The organism is bacterium (assembly GCA_021372535.1).
Classification (GTDB): Bacteria; Latescibacterota; Latescibacteria; order Latescibacterales; family Latescibacteraceae; genus JAFGMP01.
This window is the reverse complement of record JAJFUH010000112.1, coordinates 1-24,402: the sequence shown is the minus strand read 5'-3', so window position 1 is coordinate 24,402 and position 24,402 is coordinate 1. Positions and strand designations below refer to the sequence as shown.

Here is a 24,402-nt window from a genome sequence, read left to right as displayed (position 1 = left end):
TTTATTCATGTACAGAAAAACGACAAAGCAAATAGGAAACAACATCCTCGGACTGGAAACAGGACGTTTAGCCAAACAGGCAGACGGCGCTGTTCTGGTTACTTATGGGGAGTCAATGCTGCTGGCGACGGTATGCGTTGACAAAAAACCGAGCGGCGACAAAGATTTTTTACCGCTCACCGTGGAATACAGGGAAAAATCCTATGCCATAGGTAAAATTCCCGGAAATTTCTTCCGCCGCGAGGGACGGCCGAACACCAATGAAATTCTGAGCGCCCGTCAGATCGATCGACCGCTGAGGCCTCTTTTCCCCAAGGGTTTCTGCAATGAAATCCAGATTATTGTCACCGTGCTGTCATCAGACCAGGAGAATGAAATCGATGTTCTGGGGCTGATTGGAGCTTCTGCCTCCTGCATGCTGTCGCCTGTACCGCTTCAGAAGATACTCGGCGCGGTCCATGTCGGTCATATTGGAAACGAATACATCGTAAATCCGACTTATACGCAGCTTGAGGAAAGTGACCTGAACATCGTTGTTGCGGGTTCCGATAACGATATTCTCATGGTTGAAGGCAGTTGTTTCGAAGTTACCGAAGAAGTCCTGGCCGGGGCAATTGAGTTTTCAAAGAAGTATATAAAAGAGATTTGCGACCTTCAGCGCGAATTTATCGAGGGTATTTCCGCTCCTGTCATGGACTATACGGCGGTTGCTCCGACAGAAGAAATGATCGCCGATATGAAAAACGAATTTCTCGAAGAATTCCGAACCATAACCAGAATGAAAGAGAGATCGGAACGTAATAACGCGCTCGATAAACTGAAGGAAAAAGTGCTGGAGCACTTCAGCGAGAAATATCCTGAAAGCGAATTGCTCCTTAAACTTGCGTTCGGCGAAATCGAAAAACAGTTGATGCGTTCCATGATACTTGATGACCAGATTCGTCTTGATGGACGCTCATATACGGAAATTCGCCCCATTACATGCGAAGTCGGCGTATTACCCCGCTCACACGGTTCAGCGCTGTTTACCCGCGGACAGACCCAATCTCTCGGTGTGCTGACATTGGGCACGAAGCTCGATGAAAGAATGATCGACGATCTTGAAGGAACCAGTTACAAGAGCTATATGCTCGATTACAATTTCCTGCCGTTCAGTACCGGCGAGGTCAAGCAGATGCGCGGCACCTCGCGCCGTGAGACCGGGCACGGTCATCTTGCCGAAACATCGATTGCTCCGGTTATTCCACAGGAAGAGATATTTCCGTACACCATACGGATCGTATCCGATATTCTCGAATCAAACGGATCATCGTCCATGGCTACGGTATGTTCGGGGTCATTATGTCTCATGGATGCCGGTGTACCGGTAAAAACCGCTGTTGCGGGCATTGCAATGGGTCTGATATCCGATGGTGACAGGTATGTGGTATTGTCCGACATTCTCGGGGATGAAGACCATCTCGGCGATATGGATTTCAAGGTTGCAGGAACCTCCGTGGGTATTACCGGAATACAGATGGATATAAAAATCGACGGTATAACCACAGAGATCATGTCGAAAGCCCTCGCACAGGCACGAGACGGCCGTGAGCATATTCTGAAAATCATGAACGAGACGATTTCAGCACCGCGTGAAAGTCTTTCAAAATATGCTCCGAGCATCATTACCATGAAAATCAAAGTCGATAAGATCGGCGCGGTAATCGGACCCGGAGGCAAAATTATCAAAGGCATCCAGGAGCAGACCGGCGCAACGATCAATATCGAAGATGACGGCACGGTAATTATCGCCGCTGTCGATATGGCTGCGGGTCAGGCTGCATACGACATGGTTTTTGCAATTGTCGAGGATCCGGAAATAGGCAAGAACTATAAAGGAACGGTCAAGAGGATCGCTACTTTTGGTGCCTTTGTCGAAATCCTTCCCGGAAAGGAAGGTCTTGTCCATATCTCGGAGCTTGATGAAAAGCGGGTTAAAAAAGTCGAAGATATCGTTAACCTTGGAGATGTAGTCGAAGTTAAAGTTATCGGTATTGATGACCAGGGAAAAATCAAATGCAGCCGTAAGGCCGTTCTCAAGGAAAAACAACCCGTATAAATAAACTGTATGACATCAGTATAATGGAGCAGGGGAGCGAAGATTTTTTATCGCTCCTTTTTTTATTCGTCAGAAAAGCTTGAATTTTTATCAGGATATCCAGTTAAATCAACTGATATGATTGATCCCCCTCGGCTTCGCCATGCCCCACTTAATAAACGGATTATTTTATATTTCGTATCGGTGAAACGTAAGAGACGAACGCTGCCCCTGATACTGAAAAATCATAAGCGTAATTTTGCCGATATTGCGACATGTCGTTTTATAAAATAGAGCATTAAGTATATCAGAATAAATAAAGTGACAAATATATTTTGATTATGTTTTTTTCGGATGCGTTACAATGAAGCGTTAAAGCGAAAGTTCGTGTCGTTACTAAAGGTTTTTCACATTCGTAATTTTGGAATAATATTGTTGTAGTATGATTATATTATATATCATATTTATTTTAGTGCTATATAATATATGATACAATATGACGCACGATATATTAGTATGTTGTTTATAATATATATAATGAATTATAATTTTGTTTCATACATGCGAGGAATTTCCCTGTCATTGCAATAACTCCTTTTCTGACAATATATTAATCGTTAATATGGTAACAATAATACTTTACGATAACACAGGTTGTCTGACAACACTATCGTTCTCAAATACCGCATGGTTGCATTCGAGATATTACATCAAGTGACGGCGAAGCTGTCGGTATAAAAGAAAGGGTTACGAATGTCTGTTAAAGCGGTAAAATCATTTTCGTTGAAGTGCGATCCGGTACAGGTGTTATTCAATGGGTTGTATTCAAAGGCGACGTTACCGGTGATATATTTACATTTACAAATAAAATTACTCTTGAATCATCCGTAATATTTGTTGGCGTCGTATGACGCTATAATCGGATCAATATGCTTACGATATTGGTATAAGTGATCTCTGTATCTTACATGAATATGAGGATAATTGCCCTGTATCACCAAAGGGACATGGCGTTTTATCACTACTCGACAATCGTCATATATTGTTGCATTTATTACGACATGTCGCTATTATTAAGACTGAGTGATTTTCAATAGAATAAATGTAATATTGTTGTTATTTATGAGATTTATGTAAATAGTATCTCAGCTACTTTTTTCAATATCGTACGACATAAACACGACACTATTGGAAATTGAATACTTTTAATATATGCTTAACTGACGCAAATAAGTCAATTATATGACGATCTTAGATCAATAGCGTACGGGGAGGTTTATTCATTTTGTCCGATGTTATGTTTAAAAAAGTCAATAAATAAGACGTCATATGACGGAAATCTGGATAGTAGCGTCTGAGACTGTACAATATAATGCAGAGTATTCTTAATCATATGGGATTCAGATAGTTACAGAATTCATAAGATCATTCACATTAGAAGTTGAATTTCTTGATAGAGATATTTAAAACTAATTGAAAATAATAACCGTATTATTTCCGTAAATCTCTATGATGACGCTATTGATTTTTTAGAAATACATTATTTTGCTTATAAAGAGAGAATGATTTTTTGTCAATGAGAGACGATGTTATCATTTAATTTTTATCGTTATCATTCAAAATGTAAGTCTTTTAAATCACAAATGTCCGGATGGTGAGTATTATGCCGTGACACGGAAGGATATTGAGAAGTAATCGGTGGAGGATAAAGTGATGATGATTATGTGAATCATTTTTAAAAAAGTACAGCATCATAATCTTGATTCCGATACTTTTCGATGGTATCTTTATTTATGATGGTTTAAGTTTTTTGTCTCCAAATAGAAAGAACAGTTGAATGACTATGAGGGATAAGACATATATGAGGGAAAATATCGTTTCCACGGCCCAGGGACAGGATGTGTCCATAACAGCTCGATAAACGGGGAATACATACTAACGGCAGATATATAAGTTTACATAAGATATATTATGCGTAAACATTGCGGCGGCACTTATGACCTATTTTAAAGCTAATACCAAGAATATCATCATCTTATCGATTGTTCTTCTCTGCGCCAATTTTCTTATCTATGCAAATACACTCGTTGGCAAATTTGCATTTGATGATAAAAGCCTGATTGTCGAAAACAAAATGGTCACCGATTCTTATTCCCTCAAAGATATATTCGTCTCCAATTACCGCGCAGGTTCCGGATTTACCGGAGACAGCTTATATCGGCCGCTCACTGTCCTTTCATTCGTGTTGAACAAGTTCGGCGATAAACTGAATCCTTTCTATTATCATGCGGTTAATGTTACGCTCAATGCATGTAACGCGCTATGCCTTTTTTTACTGTTGAAGTCTCTGACGGATTCGATACCGCTTTCTTTTCTGAGTGTGCTCCTTTTCTCTGTAGCTCCTGTTCATACCGAAGCTGTGGCAAATAATGCCGGCAGACCGGAAATACTCTGTGTATTTTTCATGCTTTTATCGTGGTTATGTATTGAATACAGCATGAAAGGCATACTCGGATTGGCCGCAGCTGCGTTATTTCTTTTTTGCGCGCTCCTTTCAAAGGAAACCGCGGTTGTTTTCCCTGTACTGGTACTTGTATTGGACATTGCTCTTAAAAGACCGTTCACCACAAAAAAGAAGATTATCGAATATGCTGTTTTGACTCTCTGTGTCATCGTTTATGTTTTTATACGCTGGGCGGTGCTTAAAAACGTTTTACTGGGATTCCAACCAGGATTTGTGGACAATCCCATCGCCGTCGCACCAATGGTTGAAAGAATTGCCACAGCGCTTGGTGTGCTCGTACGGTATGTTCTCGTACTGGTGTTTCCCGTAAAATTATATGCGGATTATTCATACAACCAGCTGCCGCTCTACACATCGATGCTTCACCTAATTCCCATAACCGGTTTACTGTTCATTGTGGGCAGTACGGCTTCTGCCCTTTATTGCCGCAAATATGATCTCCTGTACCTGGTCGGTTTTCTCTTTTTCTTTATTCCGTATCTGCTTATTTCAAATATTATCTTTCCCATAGGAACAATCATGGGAGAACGACTCATGTATCTCCCATCAGTTGGTATTGCGCTTTGCGGAGGTCTTGTATTTTTACGTTTGATACGGCGATGGCGTTATCCCGCCACCATCCTTTTTATTCTTGTTACAGGCGTTTACGCGTACAGGACCGTTTCCCGAAACCGCGAATGGCACGATGATTTCAGTTTGTTTGGCGCCGAGCTCCGCAACGGGTCGAAAAGCGCGAAAGTGCTCTGTAACATGGGGTATCTGTCGGGATTTCGCGATAACATGGGTACGCCAGAGGATTATTACCGAAAGGCTCTTGAAATATACCCAAAATATGATGGAGCACTGCTTGGTCTCGGAAGAAGCCTCTATGATCAAAAACGTTATGAGGAGTCTTCACGCTTCTATGCACAGGCTGCACAGTTCAGTCCGGATAATTCACGCGCACGTTATGACTATGGCACCGTACTGGAAAAGCTGGGAAGATATAACGAAGCGGAAGATGAGCTGAAGACCTCGATCAGGCTCAATCCGAATACTCCCCTGCCTTTCCAGGAACTGGGAACGGTCAAAATTGCCAAGCAGGAGTACAAGGAGGCCATTCACTATCTTTTAATTGCAATGGAAAAAAAGGGAAATATATATATGATCCTGAACAACCTGGCCGTGGCAACATTCATGGATGGGGATTATGAGGCGGCGCTCAGGTATGTTAAAGAAGCAGAAGCGCGTCGGATTCAGTTGAATCCTGAACTCGTTTCAGCGGTCAAATCAGCCGCAAAGGATCGTTGACTTACTTCCCTTTCGATGGCGGTTTTCTGGTCAGATATGATAATATCAACGGAACCGCTCCCCCGACTATCAGGGCGATTATGAGATATTTCAGCAGTTCTCTCATAAAAGTCTTTCAGCAAATGATCTGTCCTGCATCTTAATGAGTTGTCCCTGAAAAAGTCTTTAGCATTAGCAGCCAGATCAACCTTCAGGAGTACCGCCCTACACGAAATCTGTTGCACCGGGTATTAGATGCCTCGATACTCCCGGGCAGGACACACACAAAACCTAAGTACTGTGCAAAAGCTTTCGCTCCATACCACGTCACGTTCACTACCGGCCAGTTCTCTTTACCACTCGACACACCGAATACGCCGGAACTATAACCGATCCAACATGTATTGTCCGCATCGTACGGATAATACATGTCAATATACGGCTGATCATCGTACTCACCACCTTTGCCCAAGACAACATTCTCCGATACCTTGATAATGCCCGACGACAGCGCCTCATTCAGGTATGACGCATACTGGGCGTTCGTCACTTCATATACACTCATCTCGAATGACGATACCGTCACGGTATGGACAGGGCGACACTCATCCGAAAGATAGCCATCCTCATCCCCCATCCGGAAAGTCCCGCTAGGGATCGAAACAAACGTCATGCCGGAAATGACATTTACTTCACCGGGTCCGATCGGGCTGTCTTCACTATTACTGCAGGCAAGCAGAAACGCGAGCAGTAAAAGCGAAAGAAATACATGGATGCGAACTGATGAGTTCATGAAATGACTCCATGTACATGGCGTTTACTACCTAATAAATATATTACAATTACTTTATTAACAATTTATTACATTAATTTTCAGGAACGACTGATGATAAAAAACAATAAAAAACGGGGTTTTTCTTTACTTGAGAAAAAACCCCGTTGCCAATCACACACAGATGATCGTCATCATTTTTCCGCAGCGCGTTTTTGGAAATCCGCAATATCCTCATCGGTCCAGAAGAAATCGCTTCCATCTGTCTTGCCCGGTTCCCATTTGACGTTGAGAGTCAACCCGTCTTTCCCATCGCTATCACCATTGACATCACTCGATGCGTCTTTTTCCATACCGGTTGCAGTCGCCGTTTCAGGATCGAATTTATATCTGAAGTTACCCATCGGGTTTGGATCGAAAATCGGAAGGTCTTTACTCAATTGAAGAAAGTTGATTTTTACATATTCGCCATGTTCTTCATGATATTTTTTCTCGAGCGCTACAATTTGTTTTAGCTTGCTTCTGAGTTCCTGCGTATCCATGGCTGTCTGGGTATTAATGTTCTTTTTTGTGCCGACGGCAAAAATGATAAAAATGGTAATAACAACTACTGCTACACCGATAAGAATATTCGAGATTATACGAAATAATCTGGCTTTCTTTGCGATTTTTTCTTCTTCAGTCAATTGTGGTTTTTGTTCAACTGCCATGTACGCCTCCTTAAATTAAAAAAACAAAAAATTATATGTGAAATACCGATTATAAATTTTTAAATATGTGTTTCAATCGCCTCCTTGTTGCCTCCGTATAAAGTATATACAATACGAACGATGTTTTCTATATAAATATTGAAAAAAATCTCAATTAATCAGATGCTCCTGTATCCAGCCGTTATGCAGACCGCATGCAGTAAAGAATTCCAGTGACTCGTTATATTCCTCGGTATTGATACGCCGTGATAAAACAGCATGATTCGTCGCACGGTATGCGGGAAAATACTGATCCATAAGGCTGACATACAGATTCCGCGATATTTCCCGGGCAAGAAATTTCAGCACTGTTTCAGTGCCCGACAGGTTGTCGGGGAGAATCAGGTGACGGACTAACAGGCCTTTGGTAGCTATGCCGTTGACAATGCGAAGATTCCCCACCTGTCTGAACATTTCTTTGAGCGCCGATCGATTGTGGGCGACATAGTCATCGAAACCGGATAAAACTGATGCGGCATTATCATCGGCATATTTGCAATCCGGAAGATAGATATCGACGATACCGTTCAGGAGTTCCAGAATCTCAACACGCTCATATCCGCTTGTATTATATACAATCGGGAGCCGCAATCCCGATTTTACCGCAATTGAAATCGCATGGACAATGGATGGAAGAAAATGTGTCGGCGTTACCAGATTGATATTGTGGCATCCCCGCTTCTGGAGATCGAGCATCATGAATGCCAAACGCTTATCGCTCACGGGGGTTCCGGTATTTAGCTGGCTGATGGGATAATTCTGGCAGAAAAGGCACCGTCCGCTGCAACCTGAGAAAAAAATCGTTCCCGAACCTGCATATCCGCTAATGGGCGGTTCCTCACCGTTATGCGTGTTGTGGCTGGCGACGACGGCATGGCTCCCGGACCGGCATACCCCTTTGTTACTCCTGATTCGGTTTGCTTTGCACATGTGAGGACACAGCGTGCATTCTCTGTAATATTCGGCAAGGATGCTGACTCTTTTATCAAGTATACCCTGCTCCGATAAATCAACATATCCCGGATTCATTACACAGCCTTTAATCATTGAATCTGCAAGGTTTCAAGATAGTATTGAGCTTCCTGCTTTTCATTTGAATCGTAAGGATTATCCACAACCTTTAAAAAATATGTTTTCGCCTGTTCTTTATTACCGGCAAGCCAGAAAGCTTTGGCGGTATTAATACACATCATGGATGTGAACGGGCTGTTAGCATGTTTTGAAATAAATTTCTCATATATCGCGGCTGCCTTGGCCGGCTCGTTTTTCTCTTCAAGAACAGACCCCAGCCCGTTATATGCATTAAAATCGGTAAGAACATCACCTGAAAATTTATCGATATACCGTGTAAAATATTTTTCTGCCTGGTCGTAATCCTTCTTCTGAAAATACATGTTGCCCAGTTGAATCAATGCCATTGCCGCGCTCTGGGAACCGCCATGCTTTTCAACAACGGTTTTCAAAAGATCGGGAGCTTCGGGAGCATTGGTCTGGAGCGCGATCAATGCCGCATCATAGGCCTTGTTCTCGGATGCATGTTTCCCTTTGACAATAAACATCGAAACAAATATAATAAGTAAAACAGCAAGAATTGTACCCCCGATTTTCATCCATTCTCCCTGGATATAATCGAGGAACTGTGCGGTAAATATCACGAGCGGATCCTGCTTGAGTTCTTTTTTCGTCAGTTTTTTATGTTTCCGTAACATGACCGTAATTTCTCCTGTCTTGCACTTGGTATATGAGTGGTTTCAAAAGGGATTCCCTGAACAGCCATCTGATATGCGTGTAAAATTAATTAAGTATGTAATATAAAAGAATTACACCTGTGTGTCAATGAGGGTGTCATGATAATGATCAGAAATTGAACATCAATTGCATTATTTGAACAAAACACACTTTTTCCCGTTTGTATATATATCAGCATAAGTATAATATTATCAAATTATTAAGCATTATTTACGCTTTTGGCACCGTAATAGCTTTCTCTTGGTACTGTTCAGCAAAGAAAAAATAAAATTCACCGTAATTTTCAGGAGGCAATAATGAGTCATACTCCCCATGATGTTCTCGATATGGTAAAAAAAGAGAACGTTCTTTCCGTTGACCTCAAATTCATGGATTTTCCGGGAATGTGGCAGCACTTTTCGGTGCCGGTCAAACAGCTCGATCTCGATTCGTTCGAGAACGGCTTCGGCTTCGATGGTTCTTCCATACGCGGATGGCGGTCGATCAATGAATCCGATATGCTCGTTGTGCCGGACCCGACAACTGTCTTCATCGATCCTTTTACGAAATATAAAACCATCAGCATGATCTGTGATATTGTCGATCCCATCACCCGTGAGCGTTACACACGGTGCCCGAGGAATGTCGCAAAAAAGGCGGAGCTGTATCTCAAGTCCACCGGTATTGCAGACACCGCTTTTGTCGGCCCGGAGCTTGAGTTTTTCATTTTCGACGATATCCGTTTCGACCAGAATTCCCATGCCGGATATTACTATGTGGACAGCATCGAGGGACACTGGAACACCGGCCGTGAGGAATCCCCCAACCTCGGCTACAAGCCGCGGTACAAGGAAGGCTACTTCCCCGTTCCGCCGACCGACTCTCAGCAGGACCTCCGCGAGGAGATGGTGCAGGTTCTTACCGCATGCGGTCTCGAGGTCGAAGCCCAGCACCACGAGGTTGCGACCGGCGGCCAGGGCGAAATCGACCTCCGCTTCGACAGCCTCGTCCGTATGGGCGACAGCACCAATCTTTACAAGTATATACTGAAAAATGTCGCGCACAGAAACGGCAAAACGCTCACATTCATGCCCAAACCGATATTCGGTGACAACGGGACGGGTATGCATACCCACCTGTCGCTCTGGAAGGGTTCCACGCCGCTGTTCGCTGGCTCCGGTTATGCCGGCATGAGCGAGATGGCGATGTATTTTGTCGGCGGCATTCTCAAACATTCACGGGCGCTTGCGGGTATCACCAACCCGACGACCAATTCGTACCGGAGGCTCGTGCCGGGCTTCGAAGCGCCGGTGAACCTCGCCTATTCACAGCGCAACCGTTCGGCCTCGATAAGGTTCCCCATGTATTCGATGAGCCCGAAAGCGAAACGCGCCGAGATCAGGTATCCCGACTGCAGCTGCAATCCCTATCTCGCCTTTTCGGCGCTCCTCATGGCCGGTCTCGACGGCATCCAGAACAGGATCGATCCCGGAGACCCACTCGACAAGGATATCTATGACCTTTCGCCGGAAGAGCTTGTCGGTGTGCCGGTCATGCCCGGATCGCTCGAAGAGGCGCTGAAAGAGCTCGAAAACGATTACGAGTTCCTGCTCAAAGGCGATGTATTTACCGAGGATGTCATCAAAACGTGGATATGGTACAAGATGGAACACGAGGTCAATGCCCTGCGGCTCCGTCCCCATCCGTGGGAATTTGCCATGTACTACGATCTATAAGAATAATAACGTACCATGAAATGAAAAGGCGCAGCCACGAAATACCGGTTGCGCCTTTTTTTGATATATAAAGGATTTTTTATGTATTTAATCTGGATTATTCATGAAAATATTTTACCACAAAGACACAAAGGCACAAATAGACATAACACATTATTTATATTAACTATACCAATTATCAATCGTTAATATTAAAAAAGTTATAATAAAAACAAATCCCTTAAAATCCGCCCAATCCGTGTAAATCCGCGGTCGATTTAAATTTTTCCAACGTAACTGTCGGATTATCCTCCATACATCTCATCGAAGAATTTCTGCGCATCGACAAGGGCGGCTCTCATCATATCCTCGGCTTTCGCGGTTTCGCGCTGTGAAAGAAAACGGAGCAGACCGGTCGTATCAAGATTACGGGCAGTCTGTTCGCATGCCTCCCAGCTCAGGACACTCCTGATGACACGGTCGATCCCCTGCTCCGTGTTGTCATAAGCGCGTGTCTGCATGTCATGGCCTTTCCAGCGGTTGAATCCCGCTTCCTGTATGAGACCCGCTATGGCGATATTCATGCCGTTCACACGGGCGCCGTGATCGATGTCGAATTTCCCCGGTCCGCCGAGAATGATGCCGTCGTTATACCCCTGGCTGTTGAGGTGCATGTGAACCATCGCATTGTTGTCGAGCTCCTCGACCGTATCGTACACATGATCGAGGCCGATCATCTCCGAGTGACCGAATTCCTTGTTGACTCCCTTTTTCGCCGTGGAGACGCCATATTCAACCGCAAGCCGATTCCAGAAAACGAGTGCGCTCGCCACGGTGGGAATGAGCATGGCCGGATGTCCCTCATTCGGTTTGGGCTCGAATCCGATGTACAGTTCCCCGCCTTTACGGGCTTCGTAGGCGCAGAGTTTCGCTACGCTCTCCTTGAGATTACGGTACATGGACCGGATGCCGATGGTGGCTAAATCATACCCGAACGAGCCGTTCCAGAGAATGAGCGAGGGCGCTTTACCCGCCTCGGGGTGCCATGCCTTTTTCAGGACTCCGTAAGCGAGATCTACCGTTCTCTGCCCGAATTCCTCGGCGGTCGACCGTTCTTTCGGGTCGAGCGAGGCAATACCGCCGTATCCCCAGTGGCCGTGGGCGCCGGGTGTGATCATGGCAAGGTACATACCCGTATCCACGAGGGCGTCGGAAATTTCCTTCACGGTGTTTTCGTTGATCTCGTTGTCGTAATGAACCTCCAGGCCGAGCCCGATATACTCCGGAAGCCGCGGCTTTATTCTGCCTTTGACAAGGCGAATCATGTCCACCGTGCCGAATTTGTCAGAAGCCCATTCTGGCCGCATGTCTGCGGGAACAAAGCCTCCCTTTCCCGGATTGAATGTCCACCGGCAGATACTGTGGAACGATGTATGTTCGGACATTATAATTACCTCCTTGCTGGTATGGATCATTTATGAAAATATTTAACCAAGAAGTCACAAAGACACAAAGAATAGTATACATGACGAAATATTTTATACCGGGGTAATCCCCGGGGATTACTTACAGTGGGCAACCACGGGGGGTTGCCCCAACATTTAGAAAACATGCACGAACAGTCATTGCCCCGGATTTATCTGAAAATATCATAACAAATTTCACCAAGGAGACACGGAGAAAGATAATTCATGTAATAATATGTTATATCTGAAATTACGTTTTCATCCTTCGATGTGATCATATATGGTCATGATGGTTATTCATGAAAATAATTCACCACGACGGCACAAAATCACAAAGAATATTATTCATGACGAAATGATCGTTCGCGTACGTTGGGGCAACCTCCTGTTGTTGCCCATCCACCGGAATTACTCCGGTATAAATATATCGCCATTAATAGTACATTCAGTAAGAATAAACCATCCGGATCAAAAAAAGATAAAAACGCGAAAATCCGTGTTCTGTTAAATCTTGTGAATATATCTTTCCAGACAGGAACGCCATTGTTGATATATATCGCGGTACCGTTCGATCAGCTCGCTGCGGGGCTCGATCACTTCGGCTGTTTTCAGACCGGCAAAGGCATCGGACGGATTCCTGAAAATTCCCGCTCCGATCCCGGCGCCACGAGCCGCGCCCTGGGAACCGTCCGTATTGTACAGCTCGACCGTCGATTCGGTGACCGCGGCAAAAACTTCCCGGAAAAGAGGGCTCAGAAACATGTTGGCATGACCTGCCCTGACCTTGTTCACCTCGACACCCATGGTGCGGGTGATATCGAGACCGTACCGCATGGCAAACACAATCCCCTCCTGCGCCGCGCGGAGATAGTGGCTGCGGTTGTGCGTATTGAACTTAAGCCCCGTGAAAACAGCGCCGATGTCCCTGTTTTCGAGCGTCCGCTCTGCGCCGTTGCCGTACGGGAGAATGAACAGGCCCGTAGCGCCCGGTTCGGCCTGCGATGCGAGATCGTTCATCTCCTCATAGGATGATTCTCCCATGACATTATGCCTGAGCCAGCTGTTGAGAATCCCCGTGCCGTTTATACACAGGAGAACGCCGTAACGGGGAGTCTCGGGCGCATAATTGACATGTACGAACGTATTGACCCGCGAGCGGGGATCGTAACGGGCCTTGTCGGTAACACCGTATACGACACCGGAAGTGCCTGCGGTCGCGGCAACTTCTCCAGGATTTAACACATTGAGCGACAATGCGTTATTCGGCTGATCTCCAGCTCTGTATGAAATAACCGTTCCGGGATGTAGCCCCAGTTCTGATGCGGCGTCTGATGTCATCTCACCCTGCATGGAAAATGTCGGAACCGGATCGGAGATAATCTCCTTTGAGATGCCATAATAATCAAGAACGATATCAGCCGGGCCTTCCTTTACGAAGTCCCACATGATGCCTTCGGAAAGGCCGGATGGCGTCGTTTTTATCTCCCCGGACATTTTCATGGCAATGTAGTCTCCCGGAAGCATTGCCTTGTGTATCCGGGAATATATCTCCGGTTCGTTTTCCTTTACCCATTTGAGCTTCGATGCGGTAAAATTCCCGGGTGAATTGAGAAAATGCCTGAGGCAGGTTTCCTTTCCGATATCCTCGAATGCCCTCTCCCCTGTTTCGACCGCCCGGCTGTCACACCATATTATCGAGGGCCGGAGCACACGGTGATTTTTATCGACCACGACGAGGCCGTGCATCTGATATGATATTCCGACAGCGCGGATATCACGGGTGTTTACATGCACTCTCGAAAGCATCCGGGCAGTTGCGTTTTTCAGGTGCTCCCACCATGTTTCGGGATGCTGTTCGGCCCAGCCGGGTTTAATGGCCAATATATCGAGTTCCTTGTCAGGTGAAGAAGCCGATGCAACGATATCCCCGGTCCCGGTATCGAGCAGCGAAGCCTTTATCGAGGAGCTCCCGACATCATATCCCAGTACATACATATGCGAATCTCCCTGCGTGTTTCCTGGTTGTAAAGGTTTTCTCTTTGTAATATAATGCGTATGAACAGGATTCAAACAGTTTCGGATTATAATACAGTATTTTATTTTTTGTAAAGTTGTTTTGCAGTAAAAACCATACTTCCTTCACGTTTTACTGTCATAACTTCCATGTTTCGCTTGGTGATTTGCCTTCCGGGGTGTATTTTATTCAGAATGTCAGGAACTCATCGATGCAACTCCATAACCCTTTTTATTGACGGAGGTTTACAATGCGGCGTTTTCTTCTTCACACGCGTGTTCTCATCATGCTGGCAGGTCTCTGTTTCGGAATCTCCTGTCCTGCAGCTGCTCAGTCCCGTGAGAAAGATGTTCTCGACAGTATGCAGAAAGCCACGGACTTCATGATGAACACCGTTTCCAACCACGGAGGATTTGTCTGGAAATACACCTCGGACCTTTCCGATCAATGGGGTGAGATTCCCGCCCGTAAATCCATGATATGGGTACAGGACCCCGGGACTGTAGGGGTCGGCGAAATGCTTCTCGATGCGTATAAAGCGACCGGAGACACGCAGTACCTCCGGTATGCCGAACGGGTGGCGGACGCGCTTATCTGGGGTCAGCATCCATCCGGCGGCTGGCATTATCTCATCGATTTCGATATGCCCGGCATACGGAAATGGTATGATGATGTTGCATCGAAGTGCTGGGGATGGGAAGAATACTACCATTATTACGGCAACTGCACGTACGATGACGATGTCACATCGGGCGCGACCCGGTTTCTCATGAACCTCTACATGACGACGCTCGATCCGAAATACCGTGTTCCCTTGCTCAAGGCGCTCGATTTTGTGCTTCAATCCCAGTATCCGAACGGCGCATGGCCGCAGCGTTACCCGATACGGGACGATTTCCCTCATGACGGGCATCCCGATTATACGCCGTACTACACGTTCAATGACGATGTCATTCAGGGGAATATTCATCTCCTTATCGAAGCTTTTGAAAAACTCGGGAACGAAGAATACCGTAAAGCGGCATATCGCGGCATGGATTTTGTCATCATATCCCAGCTTGCAAAGCCGCAGGCCGGCTGGGGCCAGCAGTACGACATGGACATGAAATCCGCCGCCGCGCGGTCATATGAGCCGGCATCGGTCATGCCCGGCCAGACAGTGACATGCATCGAGGATCTGGAAGAATACTACATGATCACCGGGGATAAGAAGTATCTCAGGGGAATACCCGATGCCATCGAGTGGCTTGCAAATTCAGTTCTACCGGCGAATCATAACAGGATGAACGACAGGGTCACCCATGCCATATTCTATGAACTGGGAACGAACAAGCCCCTCTATGCCCACCGTAAGGGAACGAGCATCGAACAGGGCAGTTACTGGATCGATTACGAGCCGAAAGATTTCCTCGAACATTACGGCGCGCAGACACGGATAGATGTCGATGCTGTCAGGAAAGAATACGATCGTGTCAATGCCCTGACACCCGCCGAGGCTCAGGCAGAATACCAGGCGAAACGTCAGGCGCCCCCGAGAGTCAGGAAGATCGATCCCGCAACGGTTGGCAAACTTATATCATCGATGGATGCCCGCGGAGCATGGGTCGAAAAACTGAACGAGCCCGATTTCATCGATCTTATCCACAACCCGCGCAAGGAATTCATGGGGATCAATACGGCAACGTATATCAGAAATATGGAGACATTCATCAATTACCTTGAGAATCTCAAAAAGTAGATAGTATTCTCCGGTTACAGAAATCGAGGTGGGAATCCAGTATTTCATGCTCATGACATAATGAGAAGAATACTGGATTCCCAATTCACTTCGTTCTTGGGAATGACAACCGTCTATAATACATTCGTGTTCATGAGCTGATTGAACTCTCTCCACCATACGCATCTGGAATTCTTGATATAATCCATAATCGATTGTTTATCTTATCTTTAGTAAAATTATTAATCGTTCACATCTGAATAGAGATATGTATACAATTTCAAATCCGCGTTTATCCGCCCAATCAGCGTAAATCCGCGTTCTATTTATTTTTTTAGCAGATCGGGCTGTAAATGTATGCAGGAGGTACTATGAATGTCCTTTTTGTCGGCGCCCATCCGGACGATATCGAAACATTCTGCGGGGGAACCGCGGCGCGCTATAAAGCGAGAGGCGACAAGCTGTTTTTCTGTGTTGCCACGAACGGCAATGTCGGTTCATCGACCATCCCGCCGGAAAAGATCGCGGCAATCCGTCACGAGGAAGCCCTCAACGGCGCTTCGGTGCTCGGCGCAGAGCTTATCTGGCTCGGTTTCGATGATGAGTTCCTCTTCGACACCCGTGAGACACGGCTTGCGTTCATCAATGCGTTCAGAATCGCCGATCCCGATGTGGTGTTCTGTCACTGGCGCCAGGATTACAACCCGGATCACTCGCTTTCGGGATATATCGTGGACGAATGTATCCATATGGCGGGCGTACCGAATATTAAAACCACCATGCCGCCGACGAACGGTAAAATTCCCCATGTATACCACATGGATACTCCCGCCGGGGTGAATTTCGAGCCGGAAATCTATGTCGATATTACCGGTACGTTCCAGACGAAAGTCGAAATGGTTAAAAAACACGCCAGCCAGAACGCATGGATGAAGGATCTGTTCGGTTACGAGCTCGATGCGTTTCTTGAAATCCCGGCGCAATTCCGCGGTCTCCAGGCCGGAGTAAGAATGGCCGAAGCGTTCAAACCATCGCAGCGCTGGGGAAGAACATTCATGTGTCACTATCTGCCGGACTGCCTGGAAGCGGTCAAACGCTGATGAATGCAGGATTATACCGCTAACCATAATCCATGTTAATCATATAAAAACAGCCCCTTGTGAACCAGGGGCTGTTTTTATATGCGATTTTCCGTATAGCGCAAGATTATCTTATGCTGTAAGCTTACGCGACAATACCATTAATGATGAATTCCGGGCAAATAAATACTCTTTTTGTTATACTCCGGCAATTCTTCTCTTGTATTCATTCAGCGCTTCAGTGAGACGGTCTTTTGCGGTTGTGTCGCCGGGAACATTATGCGATGGATGTATATAGACCTTGACTCCCTTATCCGCAAGAATTTCCGCGACTGTCGTTATCATCATCCAGACGCATGTGACAAAAGAGATTGTGGAAACGGGCCCTATCTTGTCCTTGTGATTTTTCAGCGCGACCGATGCATCCTGGGCGGTAGCACACGAATCCACGACGACATCAGCGATTTCAAACAGCTTTTTTCCCGAGGAGTGACGGGTCGGGATGTCTTTATATGCCTCGGCCGAGCCTGTAACAACAATTTTCATGCCGAGACGTTTCGCTTCGAGCGCGACATCTATGTTGACGTTGTTGATTCCCGAATGTGAAAAAAACCACATGGTATCACGGGGATCGAAGGTATAACTCTTCATAATTTCATTCCCGTACCCTTCCACGCGTTCGAGAAACACGAATTGATGAACCCCCATCTCGCCGACGATATGGGTGAAAAATGAAAGAGGAAGCTCGATCATCGGATGGAAACCCACAAATCCTCCGATGCGCGGGTACATCTCCTCGATAGGCAGCGTCGCATGACCGCAGCCAAACGTGTGAACCCACCTTCCGGCGGCGATACTCTCCGCCATGATCTCCGCTGCCTTCTGTATCGACTTCATTTGTGTTTTTTCGATCTTGTCCATGACGTCACGGGCGTTATTGAGCCATTCTTTCGCTAACATCTTTTTTCCTTTCGTGTGTTTCGTTCAGTTAAGGTATGATTGAAAAAATTTTTAGTATTCTCCCTCCTTCAAAAGTGCCAGCCTTCCGGCGCCATAAAGACCGGCATCGGGTCCGAGCTTCGAAACGGTAAATCTGACATCGCAGCATCCTACCGGCTGTGCCCATTTCCGGGCCTCATCCCTGATTCTATCGATAAACTGCCCCGCAGGCCCGAAAACACCGCCGCCGAAAACGATCATTTCCGGATTCAGCAGGCTTATCATGTTCGCCGCGGCCATTCCCCATAATTCCACGCTTTCATCGAGAACCATAACCGCCAGGGGATCGTGACTAGCGTAGGCGTCGAAAACGTCACGGGTCGTTATCGCGGCATAGTCTTTTTCCCGGAGGATTCCCGTATATGCGGTATCGCTTGAAAGGAGGGATCGTACTTTCCCGGCTATCCCTTCGCCGGAGGTATGGTATTCGAATGAACCGCTTCTTTCATAGTCGTTTTTATACGGCCGGTCGAGGGCAAACCATCCGATCGAGCCGGCGCACCCGGAATTTCCCCGCACGACAGCGCCGTTGACCATCACTCCCGCGCCGATACCGGTGCCGACAGCAATAAAAACGACATCGGAGCAGCCGCGTGCCGCGCCCTTCCATGTTTCGCCGAGTATATAACATGACCTGTCGCTGTCGATGGTTATCCGTATCGATGTATCTCCGATAAGGTCGATCAGATCGTCACGGAGCGGATAATCGGTCCAACCGGGAATATTCGGCGCCCATACGCTCCCGGTTTTTTCACGGTATATGCCGGGCACGGAAATACCGATCGAACTGACCGGAGTATCGCTTTCCGAGAGCAGATTCCGTATGTGATCATGTATCAGGCGGCAGACATCCTTTCCTTCTCTCCCATCGAGGATGTCCGAAATTTTATACAGTATCGTCCCCTCGGGAGCAAAAAGAGCCGATGAGAGTTTCGTTCCGCCGAGGTCCGATCCGATAACATTCATATGCGCAAAACCTTCCGTGTTCTCAGGTAATCCCTTTAACCACCATACATCCTACCAGAACATTATATACAGAATTACGTACATCGCCACAAACAAAAACCACCAGACCCAGAACGATTGATAAAAGGGACGTTTCGGCTCGTTTGCGGGGAGCATGAGTGATTCTTTCGTAAAAAGCAGCGAGGAAATGGATTCGACGGGCTTCGGTTGTGTGAACATGCTGATGGCGAGCATGAGAAGCACACAGACCGCCTGGGTCATTCCGCTGATGATGAAGAAATTACTTAAACTGTATGCCGCAACTGTCTCCGGTCGAAAGAGATGAGGGATAAGCCAGTTGATACAAAGACCAATGGGGATACCGGCAATGAGTACAACAAATGCTGAATCAGGTGTGGCCCGTTTCCAGAGTATCCCGACAAGAAATACTGTCGCTATGGGGACAGCAAGATATGATGCAATCATCTGAAAATAATGAAAGATGCCGCCGCCTATTATACCGATAAAAGGAGAATATACAACGCTGAAAATCATGAGAAACAGGGTGGCGATAATTCCAACGCGAACGAGTTTTTTCTCGTCAGCACCGGGTTCGATCCATTTTTTATAGACATCGAGAGTGAAGAGTGTGGAAATTGAATTGAGAAACGCCGAAATGGTCGACATGACCGACGAGAGAATACCGACCAGTATGAGTCCGCGAAGTCCCTGAGGGATGAGCTCGCGTATCAGGAGCGGAAAAACGTTATCGACCGGCTGATCGCCGAGATCGAAACGCGGATCGAAAACGGCGAGCGCCCTGCAGATCATACCGGGGAAAATCTCAACAAACGGCCTGAGAAACACGAACATACCGGCGACAACGATCGCCATACGGGCGTCCCACTCCGTTTTTGCGCCGAAGCTTTTCTGGACCAGAGCCTGGTTGATGCAGGAATAGTATAGGTGCAGACCCAGAATGGTCAGGGGTATTGCGTGCCAGGGGATAACAGGATAATTCATCGGCTGGATAAGGTGAAAACCACCGGGAGCATGTGCAACGACATCGCTCCATCCGTGCGGAAGCTTGGCATATCCGATAAAAAACACAAAAAAACCGGATATGAAAATAAGGGCGAACTGGAGAACCGCCGTATACGATGCCGATGCCATTCCGCCGTACATGGTGTAGATACCTGCTACAGCGCCCAGGATGAAAACTCCCCACCATATATTGAGGCCCATGACGACTTCGAGCAGCTTCGCGCCGCCATAGAACACTACAGCGAGATTCAGGAGGACATAACTCACCAGAAGGAGCACGGTGAATACGTTCCGGCTTCGCTCGTCGAACCGTTTTCCCAGAAATTCAGGCATGGTCACGATGCCGTTACGGAGGTATACGGGAAGGAAAACAAGAACCAGCATCGAATAGACAAAAAACACTATTATGTACCAGTTGACCATGGTGAGGCCAATGGTGTATCCCATACCATTCTGACCGATCAACTGTTCGGTATTCATGCCGGTGGCAACGAACGCCATGGCAATTACCCACCATGGCAGTGTTCCCTTTGAAATGAAATATTCACCGGAATTGACCCGTTTCCCCCGCCCTTTCAAAAATCCTATTGCCATGAGTGCGGCGAAATACACCAGAATAACGGAAATGTCGATAACATTAATTGACATGGTATCCGAATCGCCTTTCAGTCGTTACTGTTTCCGCAGTGACCGGATGATTGCCAGATTCTGTTCCGCAACCGCATGGTGCGCATTGATGAGCAGCGCCTGTCGATACTGTTCTTCGGCTCTGGCGTAATCACCCTTGTGAAAGTACACATTTCCAAGATTGACATGCGCATCGGCATAATCTGGTTTCAAGCGGATCGCTTCGGAATACTCCCTGAATGCCTCGTCTATTTTCCCGATTCCTTCGAGCTCGACCCCCAGATTGTTGTGCGCTTCGGCATAATCGGGATTTATCGCGAGCGCCTTTTTGTAATGCCCGATGGCCTCGTCGGTTCTGCCAAGCTCGGCAAGAACCGATCCCAGGTTGTTATGGGCCTTCGCAAAATCCGGATCTATCCGCAGCGCTTCATTATACTGTCTGATCGCCTCATCCGGCATATTCCTGTCAGCAAGCGCCGATCCCAGATTATCATATACCTCAACATAATCGGCTTTCATCTGCAATGCTTTTTTATAATGTGCGATGGCTTCATCATACCTGTTTCTCTTGACCAGAGACAATCCCATGATATTATATGCCTGCGGTATATACGGATACATCTTCAGCGACTGCCCGCACGCCGCGTATGCCTCGTCATATTTGTCCAGCTGTAGGAAAACGAGCCCGAGCCTCCACTGTATCTCGGCATTGTTATCGGTTACCGCAAGGGCATGCCGATACAGTGTAACGCTGTCTTTCCAGTACCGTACGTTGATCCGGGCAATGACCGCGCACGCAAGAATCGAAGCTGCCGCCATCACGACGAGAATTTCTCTCTTAATGCTCCACGCCCTGAATACTTGTGGCAATCCCCATGATGCCATGACGAAAAGACCGATAAACGGCACATACGCAAACCTGTCGGCGATCAGAGGCCATAATCCCGCCTGTACGATACCGATTACCGGGAAAAGCGTAATGAGATACCACAGCCAGCCGGTTATGAGATACGGTGCTGAGCGGACATATCTGATGACGAATACGGTTATTACGGCAAGCAGCGCGACAGAAACCGCAATATGCAAAGGCGACACAGAGGAAGGATAGGGATAATACACAGCGAAACTGTCGGGCCACAGAAATTTCTTTATGTATAACGCATAACCGATAAGCGATGTGGAGATTTTCTGGGCCAGCGGAATCGATCTCGTAAAACTCGGAAAAGCGCGGGACGAGAGAAACGATATGAAAACGGCAGATGCGGATAATAAAAACAGGGGGATTTTTTCATAAAAGAGCAGGCGGTTGCCATATCCATGAGCATTTCCGCGCGATGGCTTGTTTTTCCGGCGTTGTTTGACCCCAAGACTGGCGAACCGTTCGAGAGGCCAGAAATCGACGAGGCATAAAACAGCCGGCAGTGTTGCCAGAACGGGTTTTGACAGGAGACCCATGATCAAAAAGAGAAGAACGGGAAGATACCGTTTGACAGACGGTCGTTCAGTATAGAGCACATAAACGAACATCGTCGCCATCCAGAAAAGGGTGCTGAGCACACTTTTACGCTCTGTCGCCCAGGCAACGGATTCGATATTGATGGGATGAAGGGCAAAAAGCGCTGCAATAAAAGCGCTTGACCAGAGCGATTTCGTCATGCGTTCGAAAACAAAGAATACAAGAAGCGCATTGAGAATATGAATTATCATGTTTTCGAGGTGATAACCGGCGGGATTTTTACCGAAGAATTGAGCATCGAGCATGAGCGACAGCCATGTCAGCGGATGCCAGTAAGCGATTTCATTGAAACTGAACGCCCATTTCAATCCTTCCAATGACAATCCTCGCTGGACATGATGGTTCTCGTATATATAGGTATCGTCATCGAGCTGGAGGAATTCATGACCCCGAACCTGCAGGTAAACACACATCGTCAGCATGACAAGCACTATACTGACAATCATTTTTTTTGTGTTTCGCGTCATCGTGGACCCACAAAGCAGTATAAAAAGTTAAAACAGGCAATCGTCCGATGTTTTGATCTTTATCGATTGAATCCGGCTCATTCATCCCCCGCTTTCACCGCACGGATATAGAGAGAGCCGGCTATTTCGGACACCATGGGTATCTTTTCGGCCCATGAGCACAACGGCTGAACAATGGATATGAGCGACCGTGGAATTCCCGGATGCAAAAAGTCGAACGGCACTATTTTTATAGCGCTGAAACCTTCTTTGAGCATTTTATTCTTCAACGACCATCGTATGAAAGCGGTCTCATCGGGAGAATCACCTAATTTTCGTTTCAGGTATGGTATGTTTTTCTGAAGGGCTATCTGCGGATTCAGCATATTCGGCTCGGTAAAAAAAATGCTGCCCCCCGGCTTCAGGAGCCGGTATATCTCGTGTAATGCAGCATCGATATCGAGGTGGTGAAGAACGGAGCTCCCGATGATGGTATCGAATGTATCGTCCGGGAAACGGGAATGGCAGCAATCCTCTTCGAGGAAAGTGACACGCGGCGAGGTTATCCGGAGCCGGGCTCGTTCGAGAAGGTCCCGTGAAATATCGACTGCGGTTATTGCGGCGCCGGTTCTTTCCAGTTCAAGGGTCAGGCAGCCGGTGCCGCATCCGATCTCGAGAACGTTCATTTCCGCGGTGATGTGTGATATAAGCATTCGTACTCTGCGATTCCAGCGTACCTTCCCGGCCGGAGATTCCCAGTTCCAGATATTTCCGGGATCGTGTTTAACAAGATATTCCCCATGCCTCATTTCATTATTCAATCGGCGTGTTTTATCGGGTTTCATCGGCATTCTTTTTCAGTTTAATCGTGAAAAAAGAGGCGCACACACGCGGCAACAGGTGTGAAATATACAAATCTATTTTAAACAGAAGCTTATATATCCCATATGGTATCGGAACCCTGCTGGAAATTCCACCGGTCAGGAAATATGAAAGGAACGTATAATACCGAATTTCCCGTGAATCGATACTGTACTTTTCATGGAGAGGCAGTATCCAGTCTTTCCGTGAAAAAAACAATTTGTATGAGAGGGCGATATTTGCGCTTGAAAGGGGGCCTCGGATTCCGGATAATTCGGGCTTGGTGATCGAATAGTCAATGGGCTCACGGTGCAGGAGTTTGTAAAGAATATACGAAAAAAACGACATATAGGGCTCGGTGATGAATATTACCCCGTCATTTTTAAGCTTTTTTGAGGCTTTTAGCAGAAAATCAACGGGTTTTCCCAGGTGATGCATCACATTTGTCATGGTGATAATATCGATACTTTCATCCTGTATCTTTTCGAATCGATCGATGTCATGGCAATCGAATACATGGTCGAGATGATCCATAGGTAATATATCCGTCGTGATAACAGATGGATAAAAGTTTTTAACGGGAGATGTTCCGCTGCCGATTTCAATGACATTCAGATTGCTGAAATTCATTATCGCTTTGAATTGAGTTTCAAAGAGAATCTGATACCAATAGAGGAGATTCCTGTTGTTCAACAGTTTTTGACGGTTTTCTATCGTTCTCTGAATATCGAGCTTGAAACTCATGCTTTTTTACCGGAAGTTCAGGTGAATTTCATTTTTTTTGCCGCGAAATAGAGCATTGAAAAAAGAAGCGCCCCATGACGCCACCTCGATATATTGGTGGTTCCGTAGCT

General features: G+C 46.5%; 17 protein-coding genes. 5 read left to right on the top strand and 12 right to left on the bottom strand.

The genetic code is table 11. The features are described 5' to 3' along the window. The first annotated feature begins 7 nt into the window (after positions 1-7). Positions 8-2,098 (top strand): polyribonucleotide nucleotidyltransferase, encoded by a 2,091-nt coding sequence (locus tag LLG96_10595; GenBank protein MCE5250654.1) that lies wholly within the window; start codon positions 8-10, stop codon positions 2,096-2,098. A 1,975-nt stretch (positions 2,099-4,073) separates the two neighbouring features. Continuing rightward, positions 4,074-5,891: a tetratricopeptide repeat protein gene (locus LLG96_10590; protein MCE5250653.1), complete on the top strand. Its 1,818-nt coding sequence runs from the start codon at positions 4,074-4,076 to the stop codon at positions 5,889-5,891. A 190-nt stretch (positions 5,892-6,081) separates the two neighbouring features. On the opposite strand, the gene LLG96_10585 is transcribed toward LLG96_10590, so the two are convergent. The 4 genes from LLG96_10585 to LLG96_10570 form a co-directional block, all read right to left on the bottom strand. Beyond that, positions 6,082-6,663 carry a formylglycine-generating enzyme family protein gene (locus tag LLG96_10585; protein MCE5250652.1) on the bottom strand — a complete coding sequence of 194 codons (582 nt, stop codon included), beginning with the start codon at positions 6,661-6,663 and terminating at the stop codon, positions 6,082-6,084. A 173-nt stretch (positions 6,664-6,836) separates the two neighbouring features. After that, a complete protein-coding gene (locus LLG96_10580; protein MCE5250651.1) occupies positions 6,837-7,352 on the bottom strand; it encodes a hypothetical protein in 516 nt (171 codons plus the stop codon). 150 nt (positions 7,353-7,502) lie between these two features. Further along, positions 7,503-8,321, bottom strand: coding sequence for a radical SAM protein (locus LLG96_10575; protein ID MCE5250650.1), 819 nt, complete (start codon positions 8,319-8,321; stop codon positions 7,503-7,505). Positions 8,322-8,434: 113 nt separating this feature from the next. Continuing rightward, positions 8,435-9,100 carry a tetratricopeptide repeat protein gene (locus LLG96_10570; protein ID MCE5250649.1) on the bottom strand — a complete coding sequence of 222 codons (666 nt, stop codon included), beginning with the start codon at positions 9,098-9,100 and terminating at the stop codon, positions 8,435-8,437. Positions 9,101-9,436: 336 nt separating this feature from the next. On the opposite strand from LLG96_10570, the gene glnA reads away from it, so the two are divergent. Beyond that, complete coding sequence (gene glnA / locus LLG96_10565) at positions 9,437-10,855, top strand: type I glutamate--ammonia ligase (GenBank protein MCE5250648.1); 1,419 nt, start codon at positions 9,437-9,439, stop codon at positions 10,853-10,855. A gap of 284 nt (positions 10,856-11,139) precedes the next feature. Here the strand turns inward: glnA and LLG96_10560 are convergent, their stop codons facing one another. Beyond that, positions 11,140-12,279, bottom strand: coding sequence for a xylose isomerase (locus LLG96_10560; GenBank protein ID MCE5250647.1), 1,140 nt, complete (start codon positions 12,277-12,279; stop codon positions 11,140-11,142). Between the two features lie 525 nt (positions 12,280-12,804). Beyond that, positions 12,805-14,295, bottom strand: coding sequence for a carbohydrate kinase (locus LLG96_10555; protein ID MCE5250646.1), 1,491 nt, complete (start codon positions 14,293-14,295; stop codon positions 12,805-12,807). A 269-nt stretch (positions 14,296-14,564) separates the two neighbouring features. On the opposite strand from LLG96_10555, the gene LLG96_10550 reads away from it, so the two are divergent. Then, entirely contained in the window at positions 14,565-16,052 is a 1,488-nt protein-coding gene (locus LLG96_10550; protein ID MCE5250645.1) for a pectate lyase, read from the top strand. A 350-nt stretch (positions 16,053-16,402) separates the two neighbouring features. Next, on the top strand, positions 16,403-17,131 hold the full coding sequence (locus tag LLG96_10545) for a PIG-L family deacetylase (protein MCE5250644.1): 729 nt from the start codon (positions 16,403-16,405) through the stop codon (positions 17,129-17,131). Between the two features lie 177 nt (positions 17,132-17,308). Here the strand turns inward: LLG96_10545 and LLG96_10540 are convergent, their stop codons facing one another. The 6 genes from LLG96_10540 to LLG96_10515 form a co-directional block, all read right to left on the bottom strand. Continuing rightward, complete coding sequence (locus tag LLG96_10540) at positions 17,309-18,070, bottom strand: sugar isomerase domain-containing protein (GenBank protein ID MCE5250643.1); 762 nt, start codon at positions 18,068-18,070, stop codon at positions 17,309-17,311. Positions 18,071-18,121: 51 nt separating this feature from the next. Then, entirely contained in the window at positions 18,122-19,075 is a 954-nt protein-coding gene (locus LLG96_10535) for an ROK family protein (GenBank protein ID MCE5250642.1), read from the bottom strand. A gap of 51 nt (positions 19,076-19,126) precedes the next feature. After that, the gene (locus LLG96_10530) at positions 19,127-20,746 is read right to left on the bottom strand and encodes a sodium/solute symporter (protein ID MCE5250641.1); all 1,620 of its coding nucleotides are present in this window, start codon (positions 20,744-20,746) and stop codon (positions 19,127-19,129) included. A gap of 24 nt (positions 20,747-20,770) precedes the next feature. Beyond that, entirely contained in the window at positions 20,771-22,708 is a 1,938-nt protein-coding gene (locus LLG96_10525; GenBank protein ID MCE5250640.1) for a tetratricopeptide repeat protein, read from the bottom strand. Between the two features lie 77 nt (positions 22,709-22,785). Beyond that, entirely contained in the window at positions 22,786-23,496 is a 711-nt protein-coding gene (locus LLG96_10520) for a class I SAM-dependent methyltransferase (protein MCE5250639.1), read from the bottom strand. A 22-nt stretch (positions 23,497-23,518) separates the two neighbouring features. Then, on the bottom strand, positions 23,519-24,292 hold the full coding sequence (locus tag LLG96_10515) for a class I SAM-dependent methyltransferase (GenBank protein ID MCE5250638.1): 774 nt from the start codon (positions 24,290-24,292) through the stop codon (positions 23,519-23,521). Positions 24,293-24,402: the final 110 nt, after the last annotated feature.